Here is a 19,069-nt window from a genome sequence, read left to right as displayed (position 1 = left end):
CAGACTAGGACGCTACTGCCGCAGGGATGTCCCCAATGCCGACGAATCACCGCTCCTCCCGCCTTTTTGCCTTCGCCTTGCTGGCATTGCTGCTGATCGCGGGCGGCTTTGGTTACTGGAAGTCCACCCTGGACCGCCTGCCCGAAGGCCTGAGCATCGGCAACGGCCGGCTTGAAGCCACCGAAGTGCAGATCGCCAGCAAGACGCCCGGACGCCTGGCTGAAGTGCTCGTCGACGAAGGCGACAGAGTGTCCAAGGACCAGCTGCTGGCCCGCATGGATACCCGCACCCTGGAGGCCCAGCGCGCCCAGGCCGAGGCCGACGTGGTGCGCACCCGGGAAAACCTCGCGGCGGCCGAAGCCAATGTGCAGCTGCGCCAGAGCGAACTGCTGCTGGCCAACCAGGAACTCAAGCGCTCCCGGGAACTGTTCAACCGTGGTTACGCCAGCCAGCAGATCATCGACCAGCAGCAGGCGCGCCTGAACACCGGCAACGCCGCCGTCCAGGCAGCCCAGGCCCAGGTCGCCGCGGTGCGCGCCGCCATTGGCTCGGCCAAGGCCATGGTCGCCCAGCTGACCAGCGAGATCGACGACAGCAGCCTGCGCGCGCCCATCGACGGCATCATCCAATTGCGTCTGGCCGAACCGGGCGAAGTGCTGGGCGCCGGCGGCCGGGTGTTGCTGCTGATCGACCCGAGCGACCAGTACATGAACCTCTACCTGTCCGCCTCGGTGACCGGGCGCCTGGCTGTCGGCAGCGAGGCGCGGATCCTGCTCGACGCCCTGCCCGATCAGCCACTGCCGGCGAAGATCAGCTTCGTCGCGGCCAAGTCCCAGTTCACCCCCAAGGAAGTGGAAACCCGCGATGAGCGCCAAAAGCTGGTGTTTCGCGTCAAGCTGCGACTGACCCAGCCCAGCGCCGTACCGCAGGCCAAGCCGGGTATGCCCGGCGCCGGTTACGTGCGCACCGCGACCGTGGACTGGCCGGCCAACCTGCAATGAACGAACTGGCGCTGCAGGCCACGGGCATCAACCACCGCTATGGCTCGCAGCAGGCCCTGGTCGACCTCGCCTTCAGCCTGCCCGGCGGTACCCGCTGCGGATTGATCGGCCCGGATGGCGCCGGCAAGTCGAGCCTGCTGGGCTTGATCGCCGGGGTGAAGAAGCTGCAGCAGGGCCAACTGCAGGTGCTCGGCGGCTCCATCGAACAACGCCGCCATCGCAGCAGCCTGTACGCGCGGATCGCCTTCATGCCCCAGGGCCTGGGCGGCAACCTGTATCCCGAGCTGTCGATCGAGGAAAACATTCGCTTCTTCGCCACCCTGTTCGGCCTGTCGAAAACCGAATGCGAACAGCGCATGCATAACCTGTTGCTGGCCACCGACCTGCTGCGTTTCGCCGAACGGCCCGCGGGCAAGCTGTCCGGCGGGATGAAGCAGAAGCTCGGGCTGTGCTGCGCATTGATCCATGAGCCAGACCTGCTGATCCTCGACGAACCCACCACGGGCGTCGATCCGCTGTCCCGCCGGCGCTTCTGGGAACTGGTGGACGAGGTTCGCCGCCAGCGCCCGCAACTGACGCTGCTGGTGGCCACCGCCTATATGGAGGAAGCCGAGCAGTTCGAGCACTGCCTGATGCTCGACCGCGGCCGGCTGATTGCCCAGGGCTTGAGCCGGGAACTGGCCATCGCCACGCCCAGCGGCAAGCTCGACGATGCCTTCACCCACTTTCAAGGCGACAGCGGGCACGACAACCAGCCGCTGGTGATCCCGCCAAGAACCACGGACAACCAGCAAATTGCTATCGAAGCCCATGAGCTGACCCTGCGTTTCGGCGACTTCACGGCCGTGAACAAGGTCAGCTTCGCCATTGGCCGGGGCGAGATTTTCGGCTTTCTCGGCTCCAACGGCTGCGGCAAGACCACCACCATGAAGGTCCTGACCGGGCTGATGCCGGCCACCGAAGGCAGCGCCAGGCTGCTGGGCAATCCGGTGGACGCCAGGGACCTGGCCACCCGCAAGCGCGTGGGTTTCATGTCCCAGAGCTTTTCGCTGTACGGCGAACTCAGCGTGCGCCAGAACCTGGTGCTGCACGCCCGGCTGTTCGACCTGCCCAAGGCCGAGAGCGGCCCGCGGATCGAAGAGCTGATCCGCCGCTTCACTCTCCAGGAGATCGCCGATCAACCCTCCGGCGCCCTGCCCCTGGGCTTGCGCCAACGCCTGTCCTTGGCGGTGGCGGTGCTGCACCGCCCGGAAGTGTTGATTCTCGACGAGCCGACCTCGGGCGTGGACCCGGCGGCCCGCGATGACTTCTGGCGGCTGTTGATCGAGCTGTCGCGGGAACAGGGAGTAACGATCTTCCTGTCCACCCACTTCATGAACGAAGCCCAGCGCTGCGACCGCATCTCGCTGATGCACGCCGGCAAGGTACTGGCCTGCGATACACCGGCCGCCCTGCAGCAACAGTTCGCCGGCGAAACCCTGGAAGCTGCTTTTGTCCGCTGCCTGGAAGACGCCCAGGGCACGCCGGAACCTGCTCCCCCGGCGACCGCCCAGCCCGAAGTCAGCAGCGCCATTCACAGCGACAGTCGGCGCTTGCGCCTGGCGCGCCTGATCGCCGTCGCCACCCGCGAAGGCAAGGAGCTGTTGCGCGACCGGGTGCGCCTGGGGTTCGCCTTGCTCGGGGCGCTGTTCATGATGGTGATCTTTGGCTACGGCATTTCCCTGGACGTGGAAAACCTCGCCTTCGCCGTCTACGACCAGGACCAGACCCCGCAAAGCCGCGCTTACCTGGAAGCCTTCCGCAGCTCCCGCTACTTCAAGGAGCAGCAGCCGATCCGCGATGCCGCCGAACTGCATCGGCGCCTGCAACGCTCGGAGATCAAGCTGGCCCTGGAGATTCCCCCCGGTTTCGGTCGCGACCTGTACGCCGGGCGCCAGCCCGCGGTGGCCGCCTGGCTCGACGGCGGCATGCCGTTTCGCGCCGAGACCAGCCGCAACTATGTCGAGGCGGTGCATCAGGCCAATATCGAATTGCTCGCCGAACACAGCAGCCCGGCCCTGGGGCGAGCACCCGCGGCCCGCCTGGAAACACGCTTTCGCTACAACCAGGACGTGGTCAGCGTGAATGCCATCGGCCCTGGCGTGATGGCGCTGATCCTGGCGTTCATCCCGGCGATGCTCACGGCGCTGGGCATCGTGCGCGAGAAGGAGCTGGGCTCGATCACCAATTTCTACGCTACGCCACTCAAGCGCCTGGAGTTTCTCCTGGGTAAGCAGGCGCCCTACCTGGGCCTGAGCCTGATCAACCTGGCGCTGCTGGTGGCCATGAACCGCTGGCTGTTCGGCGTGCCCTTCAAGGGCAGCGGCCTGACCCTGGCCTTCGGCGGCCTGCTGTATGTGCTGGCCACCACCAGCCTGGGCCTGCTGATTTCCGCGTTCACCCGTACCCAGATCGCGGCGATCCTCGGCACCATGATCATCACCAGCCTGCCGACCATCCAGTTCTCCGGGCTGATCGTGCCGCGCTCGTCGCTGGACGGCGCCGCGGCGCTGATGGGGCAGCTGTTCCCCGCCGGTTACTTCCTCGACATTGCCGTCGGCACCTTCACCAAGGCCCTGGACCTGCGCCAGCTGTGGCCGCAGTGCCTGGTACTGTTCGGGTTCTTCCTCGGGTTCACCGGGCTGAGCCTGGCGATGCTGAAAAAACAGGAGGCCTGATGCACCGGTTCAACCACATCCTGCGCCTGGGCCTCAAGGAGCTCACCAGCCTGCGACACGACAGCGTGTTGCTGCTGTTTCTGCTGTACGCCTTCACCGTGGCCATCTACATGCCGGCGGCCGGTTCGGTGATCGGCGTGCACAACGCCAGCGTGGCGCTGGTGGACGAAGACCACAGCCAGCTCTCGCGCCAGCTGGCCGAGGCCCTGCAACCGCCGGAATTCCAGAGCCCGGTGCAGTTGCCCTACAACCAGTTGGACCAGGTTCTGGACAGCGGCCAGTTCACCTTCGTCATCAATGTGCCGGCCAACTTCCAGAGCGATCTGCTGGCCGGGCGCCAACCCAGCGTGCAAGTGAATGTCGACGCCACGGCCATGAGCCAGGCCTTCATGGGCGCCGGTTATATCGGGCGGATTTTCCAGCGCGAACTGCTCAACTACAACCAGGCCGACCCGGCGAGCCGGATGCCCGCACTGTTGACCAGTCGCGCGCTGTTCAACACCAATCTGCAGGGCGGCTGGTTTCTCGCGGTGATTCAGATCGTCAACAACATCACCATCCTGGCCATTGTCCTGACCGGCACGGCGCTGCTGCGCGAGCGCGAGCACGGCACCCTCGACCATCTGCTGGTGTTGCCGCTGACTGCCCTGGAAATCATGCTGGCGAAGATCTGGAGCAACATGCTGGTGGTGGTGCTCTGCACCTGGGTGTCGCTGGAGGTGATCGTCAAGGGTGTACTGGGCGTGCCGCTGGCCGGCTCGCTGGCGCTGTTCCTCGCGGTGACCGGGCTTTACCTGTTCGCCAGCACCGCGCTGGGGATCTTTCTCGCCACGCTGGCGCGCTCGACCCCGCAATTCGGCTTGCTGGCGATTCCGGTGATCATACCGATGTTGCTGCTATCGGGCGGCAGTACCCCGCTGGACAGCATGCCCCAGTGGCTGCAATGGGTGATGCAGGGCTCGCCGTCGACCCACTTCGTCAGCCTCAGCGCCGCGATCCTGTTTCGCGACGCCGGCATTGAAGTGGTCTGGCCAGACCTGCTAGCCCTGGCGGTGATCGGCCTGCTGTTCTTCGGCATCGCCTTGGCGCGGTTCCGCAAGAGCCTGGCGTCCTGAGGTTGCCTCAGGGGCCAACTTGTAGGAGCGAGCTTGCTCGCGATCAGCCGCCAGGCTGAAGTGCGGCGGAGCTTGCAATATCGCTATCGCGAGCAAGCTCGCTCCTACAGATCCAGCATTACTGGATGATCAGGTTGTTGAACAGCAGGTCTTCCACCACCGGCTTGCCGGTTTCGTCGTTCATCACCTGCTGGGTCTGCTTCAGGGCTTCCTGACGCAGTTTTTCCTTGGCTTCGACGTTGTTCATGGTTTCCGTGGTCTGCTGGGCGAACAGCGCCACCAGCTGGTTGCGGATCAACGGCTCGTTGGCCTTCACCGCCTGGGCGGCGGCATCGCCGGTCACCCGCAGGGCGACGTCGGCCTTGTAGACCTTGAGCTTCGGGCCACCATCCAGACCGTAGTTGCCCACGAACGGCGGGTTCAGGCTGATGTAACTGACTTTCGGTGCTTCGCCCTCTTTGGCTTCCTCGGCCATGGCTGCCATCGGCAGAGACAGGGCCAGCATCAACATGATCCACGCTTTCACAATTCGCTCCTTATCCGGTAGGCGGTCTAGCATAAAGGCCCCTGCGCCTGTGCCCAAGCACAAAGCTTATGGCTGGCTATCAGGCCGGGGCATGCTCGTTGACCGCGTTATTCACCCACCTACACTTATCGGCCATCACTCCCAAAGGAATAGCCCTGATGAAAGCCGTGCTGTGCAAAGCCTTCGGCCCCGCCGAAACGCTGGTGCTGGAAGACGTCGCGAGTCCTGTGCCGAAGAAGAACGAGATCCTGCTGCAGGTGCACGCGGCCGGGGTGAACTTCCCGGACACGCTGATCATCGAGGGCAAATACCAGTTCAAGCCGCCCTTTCCGTTCTCGCCCGGTGGCGAAGCCGCGGGGGTGGTCGGCGCCGTCGGCGAGAAGGTCAGCCACCTCAAGGTCGGCGACCGGGTCATGGCGCTGACCGGCTGGGGTAGCTTCGCCGAGGAAGTGGCGGTACCAGGCTACAACGTGCTGCCGATTCCAGCGTCGATGGACTTCAACACCGCCGCCGCCTTCAGCATGACCTACGGCACCTCGATGCATGCCCTCAAGCAGCGCGGCAACCTGCAGCCGGGTGAAACCCTGCTGGTGCTCGGCGCTTCCGGCGGTGTCGGCCTGGCGGCGGTGGAAATCGGCAAGGCCATGGGCGCCCGGGTCATCGCCGCCGCCAGCAGCGCCGAGAAACTCGCGGTGGCCAAGGCCGCCGGCGCCGACGAATTGATCAACTACAGCGAAACCAGCCTGAAGGACGAGATCAAGCGCCTGACCGACGGCCAGGGCGCCGATGTGATCTACGACCCGGTCGGCGGCGACCTGTTCGACCAGGCCATCCGTGCCATCGCCTGGAACGGCCGGCTGCTGGTGGTGGGTTTCGCCAGCGGGCGCATTCCCGAGCTGCCGGTCAACCTGGCGCTGCTCAAGGGCGCCGCGGTGATCGGCGTGTTCTGGGGTTCATTCGCCCAGCGCCAGCCCCAGGACAACGCGGCGAACTTCCAGCAGCTGTTCGGCTGGTTCGCCGAAGGCAAGTTGAAACCGCTGGTCTCGCAGGTCTACCCGCTGAGCAACGCCGCCAGCGCCATCAACGATCTTGGCCAGCGCAAGGCGGTGGGCAAGGTGGTGGTCCAGGTTCGCTGAATCCCTTCCGCTTTATAGAAGCTTGCTCGCGATAACGGGCTGACCGTCAGCCGCAACGGCGACTCGCGAGCAAGCGCTCTTCTCCCCAACCGCAGCCGCCGGCACCAGAAACGCCCCCTACTTGTCTTTAAGCGACATGTTCGTAAAAGAACATGCAAATGCTCCTGCGTTGCGTGCTCCCAGATAAGATGCAGTGCTATTTTCGGTAACGAAACTGTAACATTCGCATCCGCAGTCAAAACAAGAAATTTGGAGCTCTTGAATGTTTGCTTTCTTTCGACCTGCCGCACATCAGGCGCCCCTGCCTGACGAAAAAATAGACAGTACCTACCGCCGCCTGCGCTGGCAGATCTTCGCCGGGATCTTCATCGGCTATGCCGGCTACTACTTGCTGCGCAAGAACTTCTCCCTGGCCATGCCGTACCTGATCGAAGAGGGTTACACCCGCGGTCAGCTGGGCCTGGCCATGTCGGCGATCGCCATCGCCTACGGCCTGTCCAAGTTCCTCATGGGCCTGGTGTCCGACCGCTCCAACCCGCGCTACTTCCTGCCCTTCGGCCTGCTGGTATCGGCCGGGGTGATGTTCATTTTCGGTTTCGCGCCCTGGGCCACGTCCAGCGTGACCATGATGTTCATCCTGCTGTTCATCAACGGCTGGGCCCAGGGCATGGGCTGGCCGCCAAGCGGACGGACCATGGTGCACTGGTGGTCGCAGAAGGAACGCGGCGGCGTGGTTTCGGTATGGAACGTGGCGCACAACGTCGGCGGCGGCCTGATCGGCCCACTGTTCCTGCTCGGCATGGGCTGGTTCAACGACTGGCACGCGGCGTTCTACGTCCCGGCCGCCGTGGCCCTGATGGTGGCGCTGTTCGCCTTCGTCACCATGCGCGATACCCCGCAATCGGTCGGCCTGCCGCCGATCGAGAAGTACAAGAACGACTACCCGGAAGGCTACGACGCCAGCCACGAAGAAGAATTCAGCGCCAAGGAAATCTTCGTCAAATACGTGCTGCGCAACAAAATGCTCTGGTACATCGCCATGGCCAACGTCTTCGTCTACCTGCTGCGCTATGGCGTACTGGACTGGGCGCCGACCTACCTCAAGGAAGCCAAGCACTTCACCGTGGATAAAACCTCGTGGGCGTACTTCTTCTACGAGTGGGCGGGGATCCCGGGTACGCTGCTGTGCGGCTGGATGTCGGACAAGATCTTCCGTGGCAACCGTGGCCTGACCGGCATGGTGTTCATGGCCCTGGTGACCGTGGCGACCCTGGTGTACTGGCTGAACCCGGCCGGCAACCCGACTATCGACATGATCGCGCTGTTCTCCATCGGCTTCCTGATCTATGGCCCGGTGATGCTGATCGGCCTGCAGGCCCTGGAACTGGCGCCGAAGAAAGCCGCCGGCACCGCCGCGGGCTTCACCGGTCTGTTCGGCTATTTGGGTGGTTCGGTCGCGGCCAGCGCGGCGATGGGCTACACCGTGGACCATTTCGGCTGGGACGGCGGTTTTGTCCTGCTGGTAGGCGCCTGCCTGCTGTCGATGGCCTTCCTGGCCCCGACCTTGTGGCACAAACAGGTCGCCAGCCAGAGTCGCGAAGCCATTGCTTAGTGGGTGGCTGACTTACAGCGCTTGAGCCGCGCCTCCAGATTACGGTCTGGCATGGCGTGGCTACGCAGGGCGTGCACGGTCTGCTCGACATAATCGCGAGTAGTGCCGTAGCGCCCGCAGGCGTTTTCAAATACCTGGCTCAGCACATGGTCCGGCAGGTTGCCGGCATAGCTGGGCAGGTGTCGCTCCAGAACGAACCCCAGGGCCTGAACCCGGCTACCGTCTTCAAGACGGCAGTTGAGCCAGTGCGGGCGATAGGACGGGTATGGCATCTCGCGCTGCCACAGCGCATACAGCGAGGTTTCCAGCTGCTCTTGCGGCAGGCGGTAGGCGAAGCCGCTGCAGGAACCGCCACGATCCAGGCCAAAGACCAGCCCCGGCTTCTCCGGCGTGCCACGGTGCTCGTGGGACCACAGATACAGACCGCGATGGTAGCCATGCACCCGCCCGCGCATGCGCTCGACCGCCGAACATTCGGGGCGCCAGATCAGCGAACCGTAGGCAAACAGCCAGACCGGTCCGCCCTTGTGGCGCGCCATGGTGGATTGCATCGAGCTGAGAAGCTGTTCGTGGGTGAGCTGCGGCCCCAGGTCGAGCCGCGGAGGGTAAGCCAGATTCAAAAAACTGGATTCAATGGCTGTCATGGCGAATAGCGTTCGGCTCCCCGCGTATAAAGAATTACTTAATAGAACGCACGGCTGTAACTCCAAGACACATATGTTTCAAGGCAAGTTAAGTGCCATCGAAGAGTTTTAACTTTCAATAATGCGTGACATATAACCTACCGGCATTTATCTAATTAAATAAATACCGATGGGCTATATAGGAAGTTATAACGAGGGACAGCCCCGAGAACTCAGGACCGAGGAGCGTAGGCAAATACATCCGCGCGCATCTGATGCGCATCCATGCCCGCGTCGACCAGCGCGTCGAGGGTCGCGTAGATCATCGCTGGCGAGCCGCTGGCGTAGACATGCACCGCCGACAGGTCGGCAATGTCCTCGCTCACCGCCTCGTGCAGCATGCCGCAGCGCCCTTCCCAGCCACAGAGGTCGCTGACCACCTTGTGCAGGAACAGGTTGGGCAGCTTCTTCCATTCGTCCCAGTGTTCGATCTGGTAGAAGTCGTCCGGTCGGCGCACGCCCCAGTACAGGTGCACCGGGTATTTGAAGCCCTTGGCCCGGCAATGCTCGATCAGGCTGTGCATCTGCGCCATGCCGGTACCGGCGGCGATCAGCACCAGCGGCCCGTCCGGTAGCTCGGCCAGATGGGTATCGCCAAACGGCAGCTCGACGCGCACGTTGCCGTTGCGTTGCAACTGTTCGATCAAGCTTTGTGCACTGCTTTCGCGCACCAGTACGTGCAGCTCCAGCTCGCGCCCGGCGTGCGGCGCCGAGGCCAGGGAGAACGCCGACTTCTCGCCATTCTCCCGCTCGAGCATCAGGTACTGGCCAGCGTGATAACGCGGTGGTTTGCCGGCCGGCGCCCGCAGACGGACCCGCCAGACATCGCCGCCGACTTCCAGACACTCGGTGACCTGACACGACAGACTGCGCACCGGCAGTTCTCCCAGCGCAAGGACGCCATCCCACAGTACGATGCAGTCTTCCAGCGGCTCTGCAATGCAAGTGTAGAACTCGCCATGATCGCGCACATCGCCGGCCTGCAGGACACGGCCCTCCACCAGCAGGGCGCAGCACACATGACAGTTGCCATTGCGGCAGCTTTGCGGGCATTCATAGCCCAGGCGCCGCGCCGCATCGAGAATCCGCTCGCCGGGCAGCGTCTCAAGCACCGCTCCGGAGGGCTGCAAGGTTACACGCATCAATCTATTCCTAACTGATTCCAGATGGCATCGATCCGGCGGGTCACCGCCTCATCCTTGACGATCACCCGGCCCCACTCGCGGGTGGTTTCACCGGGCCATTTATGCGTGGCATCGAGCCCCATCTTCGAGCCCAAGCCGGAGACCGGTGAGGCGAAGTCGAGGTAGTCGATCGGCGTGTTATCGATCATCACCGTATCGCGCTTGGGGTCCATGCGCGTGGTAATGGCCCAGATCACGTCGTTCCAGTCGCGCGCGTTGATATCGTCGTCAGTGACGATAACGAACTTGGTGTACATGAACTGTCGCAAAAACGACCAGACACCGAGCATTACCCGCTTGGCGTGGCCGGGGTACTGCTTCTTCATGGTCACCACCGCCATGCGGTACGAGCAGCCTTCGGGCGGCAGGTAGAAGTCGGTGATTTCCGGGAACTGTTTCTGCAGGATAGGCACGAATACTTCGTTCAGCGCCACGCCGAGAATCGCCGGCTCATCCGGCGGACGACCGGTGTAGGTGCTGTGGTAGATCGGCTTGATCCGGTGGGTGATGCGCTCGACGGTGAACACCGGGAAGCTGTCGACTTCGTTGTAGTAGCCGGTGTGGTCGCCATACGGGCCTTCGTCGGCCATCTCGCCCGGATGGATCACCCCTTCCAGGATGATTTCCGCGGTGGCCGGCACTTGCAGGTCGTTGCCGCGGCATTTCACCAGCTCGGTGCGGTTGCCCCGCAGCAGGCCGGCGAAGGCGTATTCGGAGAGGCTGTCCGGCACCGGCGTCACGGCGCCGAGGATGGTCGCCGGATCGGCGCCCAGGGCCACGGACACCGGGAACGGCTGGCCCGGGTGCTTCTCGCACCATTCGCGGTAATCCAGCGCACCGCCACGGTGGCTCAACCAGCGCATGATCACCTTGTTGCGGCCGATCACCTGCTGGCGATAGATACCGAGGTTCTGCCGGTCCTTGTTCGGCCCCTTGGTGACGGTCAGGCCCCAGGTGATCAGCGGGCCGACATCGCCCGGCCAGCAGGTCTGCACCGGCAGCATCGCCAGGTCGACGTCATCGCCTTCGATGACCACTTCCTGGCAGATGGCATCCTTGACGACTTTTGGCGCCATGGAAATGATCTTGCGAAAGATCGGCAGCTTGGACCAGGCATCCTTGAACCCCTTGGGCGGCTCGGGCTCCTTGAGGAACGCCAGCAGCTTGCCGATTTCCCGCAGTTCGCTGACCGCCTCGGCGCCCATGCCCAGCGCCACGCGCTCCGGGGTGCCGAACAGGTTGCCCAGCACCGGAATGTCGTAGCCGGTGGGGTTTTCAAACAGCAGGGCCGGACCTTTGGCACGCAAGGTGCGATCGCAGACCTCGGTCATTTCCAGCACTGGGGACACCGGAACCTGGATGCGCTTGAGTTCGCCGCGCTGTTCCAGACCGCTGATAAAGTCGCGCAAGTCGCGATACTGCATGCGTGAGCCTCGTTTTGGCCGTGGCGTTCGGGGCTGGCAGTTTAGCGCCGAACCCGACTGTTCAGAACAGTGAACTGCCGTTCCTCAATAATCAGATAGCAAAAAGCCGGGTTTCCCCGGCTTTTGCGGTCCCGCTCGACTTACTTGCGTTTCATCGACAGGAAGAACTCATCGTTGGTCTTGGTCTGTTTCAGCTTGTCGACCAGGAACTCGATGGCGGCGACTTCATCCATCGGATGCAGCAGCTTGCGCAGGATCCACATGCGCTGCAGCTCGTCGTCGGCGGTCAGCAACTCTTCGCGGCGGGTGCCGGAACGGTTGATGTTGATGGCCGGGAAGACACGCTTCTCGGCGATCTTGCGGTCCAGGGGCAGCTCCATGTTGCCGGTACCCTTGAACTCTTCGTAGATCACTTCGTCCATCTTCGAGCCGGTCTCGACCAGCGCAGTGGCGATGATGGTCAGCGAGCCGCCTTCTTCGATGTTCCGCGCGGCACCGAAGAAACGCTTCGGTTTTTCCAGGGCGTGGGCATCGACACCACCGGTCAGCACCTTGCCGGAGCTCGGGATCACGGTGTTGTAGGCACGGGCCAGACGGGTGATGGAGTCGAGCAGGATCACCACGTCCTTCTTGTGTTCGACCAGGCGCTTGGCCTTCTCGATCACCATCTCGGCAACCTGCACGTGGCGGGTTGGCGGTTCGTCGAAGGTGGAGGCGACCACTTCGCCGCGCACGGTGCGCTGCATCTCGGTCACTTCTTCCGGACGTTCGTCGATCAGCAGCACGATCAGATGAACTTCAGGGTTGTTACGGGTGATGTTCGACGCGATGTTCTGCAGCATGATGGTCTTGCCCGCTTTCGGCGGAGCAACGATCAGACCGCGCTGGCCTTTACCGATCGGGGCGCACAGGTCGATGACACGACCGGTCAGGTCTTCGGTGGAACCGTTGCCGGCTTCCATCTTCATGCGCACGGTCGGGAACAGCGGCGTCAGGTTTTCGAACAGGATCTTGTTCTTCGCGTTCTCGGGACGATCGTAGTTGATCGTGTCGACCTTCAGCAGTGCGAAGTAACGCTCGCCTTCCTTTGGAGGGCGGATCTTGCCAACGATGGTGTCACCGGTGCGCAAGTTGAAACGACGGATCTGGCTCGGGGAGACGTAGATATCGTCTGGGCCGGCCAGATAGGAGGCGTCGGAGGAGCGAAGAAAGCCGAAGCCGTCCTGGAGGATCTCCAGCACGCCATCACCGGAGATTTCCTCGCCGCTTTTAGCGTGCTTTTTCAGCAGGGAGAAAATCACGTCCTGCTTGCGCGAACGGGCCATATTTTCTATGCCCATCTGTTCGGCCAATTCGAGCAGTTCGGTAATCGGCTTTTGCTTGAGTTCAGTCAGATTCATATAGGAATGACGTAATCATTTATGGAGGGGGGAAATTAAGCTTTTGGCTTAATGATGCCGCGCCGCGGAGAAGGCGACAGGATCGCGTACTTATTCGAAAAGGAGAGCGTCGGCGACGGCTTGCAGGGGGCAGAGGAGAAACCAGTGCGGGGCCGAATGTAACACCTGAGTTTCTGAGCGTCTAGCCCTGAATAATGAAAAAGCCCCGCTATTTACGGGGCTTTTTTGATGCGATTTACAACGACGCTTAGATGTTGGCGTCGAGGAAAGCAGCCAGTTGCGACTTGGACAGTGCGCCGACCTTGGTGGCTTCGACGTTGCCGTTCTTGAACAGCATCAGCGTCGGGATACCACGCACGCCATGCTTGGCCGGGGTTTCCTGGTTTTCGTCGATGTTCAGCTTGGCAACGGTCAGCTTGCCTTTGTAGGTTTCAGCGATTTCGTCCAGGACCGGAGCGATCATTTTGCATGGGCCGCACCACTCAGCCCAGTAGTCGACCAGTACAGCGCCTTCGGCCTTGAGTACGTCAGCCTCGAAGCTAGCGTCGCTAACGTGTTTGATAAGATCGCTGCTCATGGAAGTCTCCAGGTTGTAAGCAAAAAAACGTGGCCCATCATAGCCGCCCTTCCCGCGTTCAGGAAGCCGGAGTTGATTGACTCTCGCTATGGTGCCCGATGAATTTGGGTATAGCTCAACTGGAAACTATGCGGGGGTAACAAAGGCGATTCCGGTGCGCAACGCCGCGCCACGCACATGCTCCTGCATGGCCTTCTGCGCCGCCCCAGAGGCATGCCGGGCCAGCCCGCGGAGGATCTTGCGGTGCTCCTGCCAGGTTTCCATGGCCCGCTCGGGCCGGATGAACGGTAGTTTCTGGCTCTCCAGGAAGATCTCGGCGCTGGTGCTGAGAATGCTCACCATTGCCTGATTGCCGCTGGCTTGCAGGATCTTCTGGTGAAACTCGAAATCCAGCCGCGCCGCCGCCTCGAAATCCGCCCCCCGCAGCTCGTTGCGCATGGCCTCGACATTATCCTGCAACGCATCCAGCTCATCGGCGGTCAGTGTCACGGCCGCCAGCCCCGCGGCGAAGCCTTCCAGGGCGTAGCGCAATTGGAAGATATCCGTCGGCGACGCCTGGGCCGCGAACGGCCAGCTCAGCCCCGCGCCATTGACCGGCGATTCCGCGGCCTGCACGAACACACCTTTGCCGGGCTGCACGCTGATCACCCCCAAGGCGCTCAAGGACGACAGCGCCTCGCGCAATGAAGCCCGACTGACCCCCAGTTGCACAGCCAGATCGCGCTGCGACGGCAGTGCATCGCCCGGGCCGAAGCCGCGCTCGTTGATCAATTGGCGGATGGCTTGCAGCGCCACCTCGGGTACGGCGCGGGAGATCGAGTTCATAGAATGCAGGCTGGCCGGTCCAGGAAAAGGCTAGTTGTAAAGCTATTCGCCGAGCCCGGCAAGTCGTGCCCCAAGGGGGTTCGGGCGCCTCTCCGGACGCTCGATAAGGGGGCAGAAACGCCATCAACTGTTCAGACCAGTAAGACCGAAGGACGCCAGCAAAACCCGGCGCTCCAGGGCTTTTTCCGGCGTTTGGCACGGGCTGTGCTGTGTCGCTGCGCAGAAATCACTTCCCGTGAATCCGGAGATTTGCCATGACCAAGCGTTTCAGCGCCCTGCTCTCTGCCCTGTTTGCCAGCCTGCTGCTGAGTCAGACGCCCGCCCACGCCAGCGGCCTGGACGATGTCGTCGCCCGTGGCACCCTCAAGGTGGCCGTGCCCCAGGATTTCCCACCCTTCGGCTCGGTCGGTCCGGACATGAAACCCCGCGGCCTGGATATCGACACCGCGAAACTGCTGGCCGACCAGCTCAAGGTCAAACTCGAACTGACCCCGGTCAACAGCACCAACCGCATTCCGTTCCTGACCACCGGCAAGGTCGACCTGGTGATCTCCAGCCTCGGCAAAAACCCGGAGCGCGAGAAGGTCATCGACTTCTCCCAGGCCTACGCGCCCTTCTACCTGGCAGTATTCGGCCCACCCGAAGCACCAGTCGCCACCCTCGACGATCTCAAGGGCAAGACCATCAGCGTCACCCGTGGCGCCATCGAAGACATCGAATTGACCGCCGTGGCCCCGCAAGGCGTGACCATCAAGCGCTTCGAGGACAACAACTCGACCATCGCCGCCTACCTGGCCGGCCAGGTCGACCTGATCGCCAGCGGCAACGTGGTGATGGTCGCCATCAGCGAACGCAACCCGAAACGCATCCCGGCGATGAAGGTCAAGCTCAAGGATTCCCCGGTCTATGTCGGCGTGAACAAGAACCAGCCGGAGCTGCTGGACAAGGTCAACCAGATCCTCACCACCGCCAAGGCCGACGGCAGCCTGGAAAAGAACGCCCAGCTGTGGCTCAAGCAGCCATTGCCGGCTGGCCTCTGATCGCGGTCGCGGAGGTTATCCATGGCTTATCAGTTCGACTTTCTACCGGTGCTGGAAAACACCAGCCTGCTGCTGCGCGGCGCCCTGTTCACCCTTGAGCTGACCGCCATCGGCGCGTTGCTCGGGGTCGGCCTGGGCATAGTCGGCGCGGTGGTGCGGGCCTGGAAGATCCAGCCCTTCTCGGCCCTCTTCGGCGTCTACGTCGAGCTGATCCGCAACACCCCGTTCCTGGTGCAGCTGTTCTTCATCTTCTTCGGCTTGCCGTCCCTGGGGCTGCAGATATCCGAGTGGCAGGCGGCGGTGCTGGCGATGGTGATCAACCTGGGCGCCTACTCCACTGAAATCATTCGCGCCGGCATCCAGGCCATCCCCCGCGGCCAACTGGAGGCCGCGGCGGCCCTGGCCATGACGCGCCTGGAAGCCTTCCGCCATGTGGTATTGCTGCCGGCGCTGGGCAAGGTGTGGCCGGCCCTGAGCAGCCAGATCATCATCGTCATGCTCGGTTCGGCGGTGTGTTCGCAGATCGCCACCGAGGAGCTGAGCTTCGCCGCCAACTTCATTCAGTCGCGCAACTTCCGCGCCTTTGAAACCTACGCCCTGACCACGCTGATCTACCTGTGCATGGCCCTGCTGATCCGGCAGCTGCTGAACTGGGTCGGGCGCCGCTATATCGCGAGGAGCAGCCAATGAGTGATTTCAGCTTCTGGGACATCGTGCGCAACCTGCTGACCGGCCTGCAATGGACCCTGCTGCTGTCGCTGGTGGCCTTTGTCGGCGGCGGGCTGATCGGTTTGCTGATCATGACCCTGCGCATTTCCAAGAAGGCTTTCCCCAGCGGTTTCGCCCGCCTGTACATCGAGCTGTTCCAGGGCACGCCGCTGTTGATGCAGCTGTTCCTGGTGTTCTTCGGCATCGCCCTGCTGGGGGTGGATATCTCGCCCTGGCTGGCGGCGGCCATCGCCCTGACGCTGTTCACCAGCGCCTACCTGGCGGAGATCTGGCGCGGCTGCGTCGACTCGATCCCCAACGGCCAGTGGGAAGCCTCCTCCAGCCTGGCGCTCAACCCTTATGAACAGCTGCGCCATGTGATCCTGCCGCAGGCGCTGCGGATTGCCGTGGCGCCTACCGTGGGCTTCTCGGTGCAGGTGGTCAAAGGCACCGCGGTGACCTCGATCATTGGCTTCACCGAGCTGACCAAGACCGGCGGCATGCTCGCCAACGCCACCTTCGAGCCCTTCATGGTCTACGGCCTGGTAGCGCTCGGTTACTTCCTGCTGTGCTACCCCCTGTCCCTCAGTGCGCGCTACCTGGAAAGGAGACTGCATGCCTCTGCTTAGAATTTCCGCCCTGCATAAATATTACGGCGACCATCATGTGCTCAAGGGCATCGACCTCAGTATCGAGGAAGGCCAGGTGGTGGCGATCATCGGCCGCAGCGGCTCGGGCAAGAGCACCTTGCTGCGCACCCTCAACGGCCTGGAATCGATCAACGACGGGGTCATCGAAGTCGACGGCGAATACCTCGACGCCGCCCGCGCCGACCTGCGCAGCCTGCGGCAGAAGGTCGGCATGGTGTTCCAGCAGTTCAACCTGTTCCCGCACCTGACCGTCGGCGAGAACGTCATGCTCGCCCCGCAAGTGGTGCAAAAGGTGCCCAAGGCCAGGGCCGCCGAACTGGCGCGCGAGATGCTGAAACGGGTCGGCCTGGAGGAGAAGTTCGACGCCTTCCCCGACCGTTTGTCCGGCGGCCAGCAACAGCGGGTGGCGATCGCCCGGGCGCTGGCCATGTCGCCCAAGGTGCTGCTGTGCGACGAGATCACCTCGGCCCTGGACCCGGAGCTGGTCAACGAAGTCCTGAGCGTGGTGCGCCAGCTGGCCAAGGACGGCATGACCCTGATCATGGTGACCCACGAGATGCGTTTCGCCCGGGAAGTGGGCGACAAGCTGGTGTTCATGCACCAGGGCAAGGTGCATGAAGTGGGCGACCCGAAAGTGCTGTTCGCCAACCCGCAGACGCCGGAACTGGCGAATTTCATCGGGACCAATGAAAGCGCTTGATGCTACCTGTAGCCACTGCCGCAGGCTGCGACAAGGCCCGCAGGGCCTTCCTGGACCCTCAAGAACAGCGCCTGCTGCGCAGGCGGTCGTAGCCTGCGGCAGCGGCTACAGGGAGCTGTGGCGCAAGGATTCATGCGTTGAATCAACGCATTGGACACTGCGCGTTGGCGCGAGCGATTGATCGTGGCAGGATGGCAAGGTTATCGACCGAGACCCCCAAACCATGCCGCAAACCCAAGCCAAGAATCTGTCCCTGATCGCCGCCATCGACCTGGGCTCCAACAGCTTTCACATGGTCGTGGCCAAGGCTCACCATAATGAAATCCGCATTCTCGAGCGGCTCGGTGAAAAGGTTCAGCTGGCCGCCGGGATCGACGAAGACCGTCAACTCAACGAAGAATCCATGCAACGCGGGCTCGATTGCCTGAAGCGCTTCGCCCAACTGATCAACGGCATGCCCCTAGGCGCGGTACGCATCGTCGGCACCAACGCCCTGCGCGAAGCCCGCAACCGCGGCGAATTCATCCGCCGCGCCGAGGAAATCCTCGGCCACCCGGTGGAAGTCATCTCCGGTCGTGAAGAAGCCCGCCTCATCTACCTGGGCGTGTCCCATACCCTCGCCGATACCCCGGGCAAGCGCCTGGTCGCCGACATCGGCGGCGGCAGTACCGAATTCATCATCGGCCAGCGCTTCGAGCCGCTGCTGCGCGAAAGCCTACAGATGGGCTGCGTCAGCTTCACCCAGCGCTATTTCCGCGACGGCAAGATCACCCCGGCGCGCTACGCCCAGGCCTACACCGCAGCGCGCCTGGAAATCATGAGCATCGAACACGCCCTGCATCGCCTGACCTGGGATGAAGCCATCGGCTCCTCGGGTACCATCCGCGCCATCGGCCTGGCGCTCAAGGCCGGCGGCCACGGCAGTGGCGAAGTCAACGCCGAAGGCCTGGCCTGGCTCAAGCGTCGGCTGTTCAAGCTGGGCGATGCCGAGAAAATCGACTTCGAAGGCATCAAGCCGGATCGTCGGGCGATCTTCCCCGCCGGCCTGGCGATTCTCGAAGCCATCTTCGACGCCCTCGAACTGCAGCGCATGGACCATTGCGAAGGCGCCCTGCGCGAAGGCGTGCTCTACGACCTGCTGGGCCGTCATCACCACGAAGACGTGCGCGAGCGCACCCTGGGCTCGCTGATGGAGCGTTATCACGTCGACCTGGAACAGGCCGCCCGGGTCGAGCGCAAGGCGCTCCACGCCTTCGACCAGGTGGCCGAGGACTGGGATCTGGAGGACGGCGTCTGGCGCGAACTGCTGGGCTGGGCCGCCAAGGTCCATGAAGTGGGCCTGGATATCGCCCACTACCATTACCACAAGCACGGCGCCTACCTGATCGAGCACTCCGACCTCGCCGGTTTCTCCCGCGAAGACCAGCAAATGCTCGCGCTACTGGTACGCGGCCACCGTCGCAACATTCCCAAGGACAAGTTCGCCGAATTCGGCGAGGAAGGCAGCAAGCTGATCCGCCTGTGCGTGCTGCTGCGTTTCGCCATCCTGTTCCACCATATCCGCGGCACCCAGGAAATGCCCCAGGTGAAGCTGCACGCCGCCGGCGACAGCCTGGAGGTGATGTTCCCGGCAAACTGGCTGGACGAGAACCAGCTGACCCAGGCCGACTTCGCCCTGGAAGCGGAATGGCTGACCCGGGTCGGGATCACCCTCAACGTGCACTGAAACGCCCCGCACAAAAAAGCCGGCTTGCCGGCGATGGGCTCCTTC

At 63.1% G+C, this 19,069-nt stretch carries 17 protein-coding genes; 10 read left to right on the top strand and 7 right to left on the bottom strand.

Going from position 1 to position 19,069, the window contains the following annotated elements; all coding sequences use genetic code 11:
* The first annotated feature begins 35 nt into the window (after positions 1–35).
* Genes AC07VU_RS05785 through AC07VU_RS05775 form a run of 3 tightly spaced genes read left to right on the top strand, consistent with a single transcriptional unit; the run spans position 36 to position 4,833 of the window.
* Positions 36–1,001, top strand: coding sequence for an HlyD family secretion protein (locus tag AC07VU_RS05785; RefSeq protein WP_495029606.1), 966 nt, complete (start codon positions 36–38; stop codon positions 999–1,001).
* A complete protein-coding gene (gene rbbA, locus AC07VU_RS05780) occupies positions 998–3,718 on the top strand; it encodes a ribosome-associated ATPase/putative transporter RbbA (protein ID WP_495029605.1) in 2,721 nt (906 codons plus the stop codon). Before AC07VU_RS05785 ends, rbbA begins: the two co-directional genes overlap by 4 nt.
* Positions 3,718–4,833 (top strand): ABC transporter permease, encoded by a 1,116-nt coding sequence (locus tag AC07VU_RS05775; protein WP_495029604.1) that lies wholly within the window; start codon positions 3,718–3,720, stop codon positions 4,831–4,833. The genes rbbA and AC07VU_RS05775 overlap by 1 nt, the downstream gene beginning before the upstream one ends.
* Before the next feature lie 118 nt (positions 4,834–4,951).
* Here the strand turns inward: AC07VU_RS05775 and AC07VU_RS05770 are convergent, their stop codons facing one another.
* On the bottom strand, positions 4,952–5,359 hold the full coding sequence (locus AC07VU_RS05770) for a flagellar basal body-associated protein FliL (protein ID WP_007926735.1): 408 nt from the start codon (positions 5,357–5,359) through the stop codon (positions 4,952–4,954).
* Between the two features lie 158 nt (positions 5,360–5,517).
* On the opposite strand from AC07VU_RS05770, the gene AC07VU_RS05765 reads away from it, so the two are divergent.
* Together AC07VU_RS05765 and glpT are read left to right on the top strand one after the other, a co-directional pair.
* Positions 5,518–6,495: an NADPH:quinone oxidoreductase family protein gene (locus tag AC07VU_RS05765; protein ID WP_253366291.1), complete on the top strand. Its 978-nt coding sequence runs from the start codon at positions 5,518–5,520 to the stop codon at positions 6,493–6,495.
* Positions 6,496–6,757: 262 nt separating this feature from the next.
* Positions 6,758–8,107 carry a glycerol-3-phosphate transporter gene (gene glpT / locus AC07VU_RS05760; protein ID WP_007926732.1) on the top strand — a complete coding sequence of 450 codons (1,350 nt, stop codon included), beginning with the start codon at positions 6,758–6,760 and terminating at the stop codon, positions 8,105–8,107.
* Here glpT and AC07VU_RS05755 read toward each other — a convergent pair.
* The 6 genes from AC07VU_RS05755 to AC07VU_RS05730 form a co-directional block, all read right to left on the bottom strand.
* Entirely contained in the window at positions 8,104–8,751 is a 648-nt protein-coding gene (locus AC07VU_RS05755) for a gamma-glutamylcyclotransferase (RefSeq protein WP_007926730.1), read from the bottom strand. The genes glpT and AC07VU_RS05755 overlap by 4 nt on opposite strands.
* Positions 8,752–8,963: 212 nt before the next feature.
* Positions 8,964–9,932, bottom strand: a complete 969-nt coding sequence (locus AC07VU_RS05750; protein ID WP_274304974.1) for a CDP-6-deoxy-delta-3,4-glucoseen reductase — start codon at positions 9,930–9,932, stop codon at positions 8,964–8,966.
* Positions 9,932–11,398, bottom strand: a complete 1,467-nt coding sequence (gene ubiD, locus AC07VU_RS05745; RefSeq protein ID WP_495029603.1) for a 4-hydroxy-3-polyprenylbenzoate decarboxylase — start codon at positions 11,396–11,398, stop codon at positions 9,932–9,934. The genes AC07VU_RS05750 and ubiD overlap by 1 nt, the downstream gene beginning before the upstream one ends.
* A gap of 140 nt (positions 11,399–11,538) precedes the next feature.
* Positions 11,539–12,798: a transcription termination factor Rho gene (rho, locus tag AC07VU_RS05740; protein WP_007926725.1), complete on the bottom strand. Its 1,260-nt coding sequence runs from the start codon at positions 12,796–12,798 to the stop codon at positions 11,539–11,541.
* Between the two features lie 247 nt (positions 12,799–13,045).
* Positions 13,046–13,375, bottom strand: coding sequence for a thioredoxin TrxA (gene trxA / locus AC07VU_RS05735; protein ID WP_003206727.1), 330 nt, complete (start codon positions 13,373–13,375; stop codon positions 13,046–13,048).
* 126 nt (positions 13,376–13,501) lie between these two features.
* Positions 13,502–14,200, bottom strand: coding sequence for a FadR/GntR family transcriptional regulator (locus AC07VU_RS05730; protein WP_274304976.1), 699 nt, complete (start codon positions 14,198–14,200; stop codon positions 13,502–13,504).
* 254 nt (positions 14,201–14,454) lie between these two features.
* Here AC07VU_RS05730 and AC07VU_RS05725 point away from each other — a divergent pair, with 254 nt between their 5' ends.
* From AC07VU_RS05725 to ppx, 5 genes are all read left to right on the top strand, one after another.
* A complete protein-coding gene (locus tag AC07VU_RS05725) occupies positions 14,455–15,240 on the top strand; it encodes a transporter substrate-binding domain-containing protein (protein WP_087092512.1) in 786 nt (261 codons plus the stop codon).
* Positions 15,241–15,261: 21 nt separating this feature from the next.
* A complete protein-coding gene (locus AC07VU_RS05720; RefSeq protein ID WP_053263061.1) occupies positions 15,262–15,930 on the top strand; it encodes an amino acid ABC transporter permease in 669 nt (222 codons plus the stop codon).
* Positions 15,927–16,577, top strand: coding sequence for an amino acid ABC transporter permease (locus tag AC07VU_RS05715; protein WP_007926721.1), 651 nt, complete (start codon positions 15,927–15,929; stop codon positions 16,575–16,577). The genes AC07VU_RS05720 and AC07VU_RS05715 overlap by 4 nt, the downstream gene beginning before the upstream one ends.
* Positions 16,564–17,298 (top strand): amino acid ABC transporter ATP-binding protein, encoded by a 735-nt coding sequence (locus tag AC07VU_RS05710; protein ID WP_007926719.1) that lies wholly within the window; start codon positions 16,564–16,566, stop codon positions 17,296–17,298. The genes AC07VU_RS05715 and AC07VU_RS05710 overlap by 14 nt, the downstream gene beginning before the upstream one ends.
* A 223-nt stretch (positions 17,299–17,521) precedes the next feature.
* On the top strand, positions 17,522–19,024 hold the full coding sequence (gene ppx / locus AC07VU_RS05705) for an exopolyphosphatase (protein WP_009046130.1): 1,503 nt from the start codon (positions 17,522–17,524) through the stop codon (positions 19,022–19,024).
* The last annotated feature ends 45 nt before the right edge of the window (positions 19,025–19,069 follow it).

It is taken from the genome of Pseudomonas sp. GW821-FHT02B10 (assembly GCF_059421865.1).
This window is presented reverse-complemented; position numbering and strand designations above follow the sequence as displayed.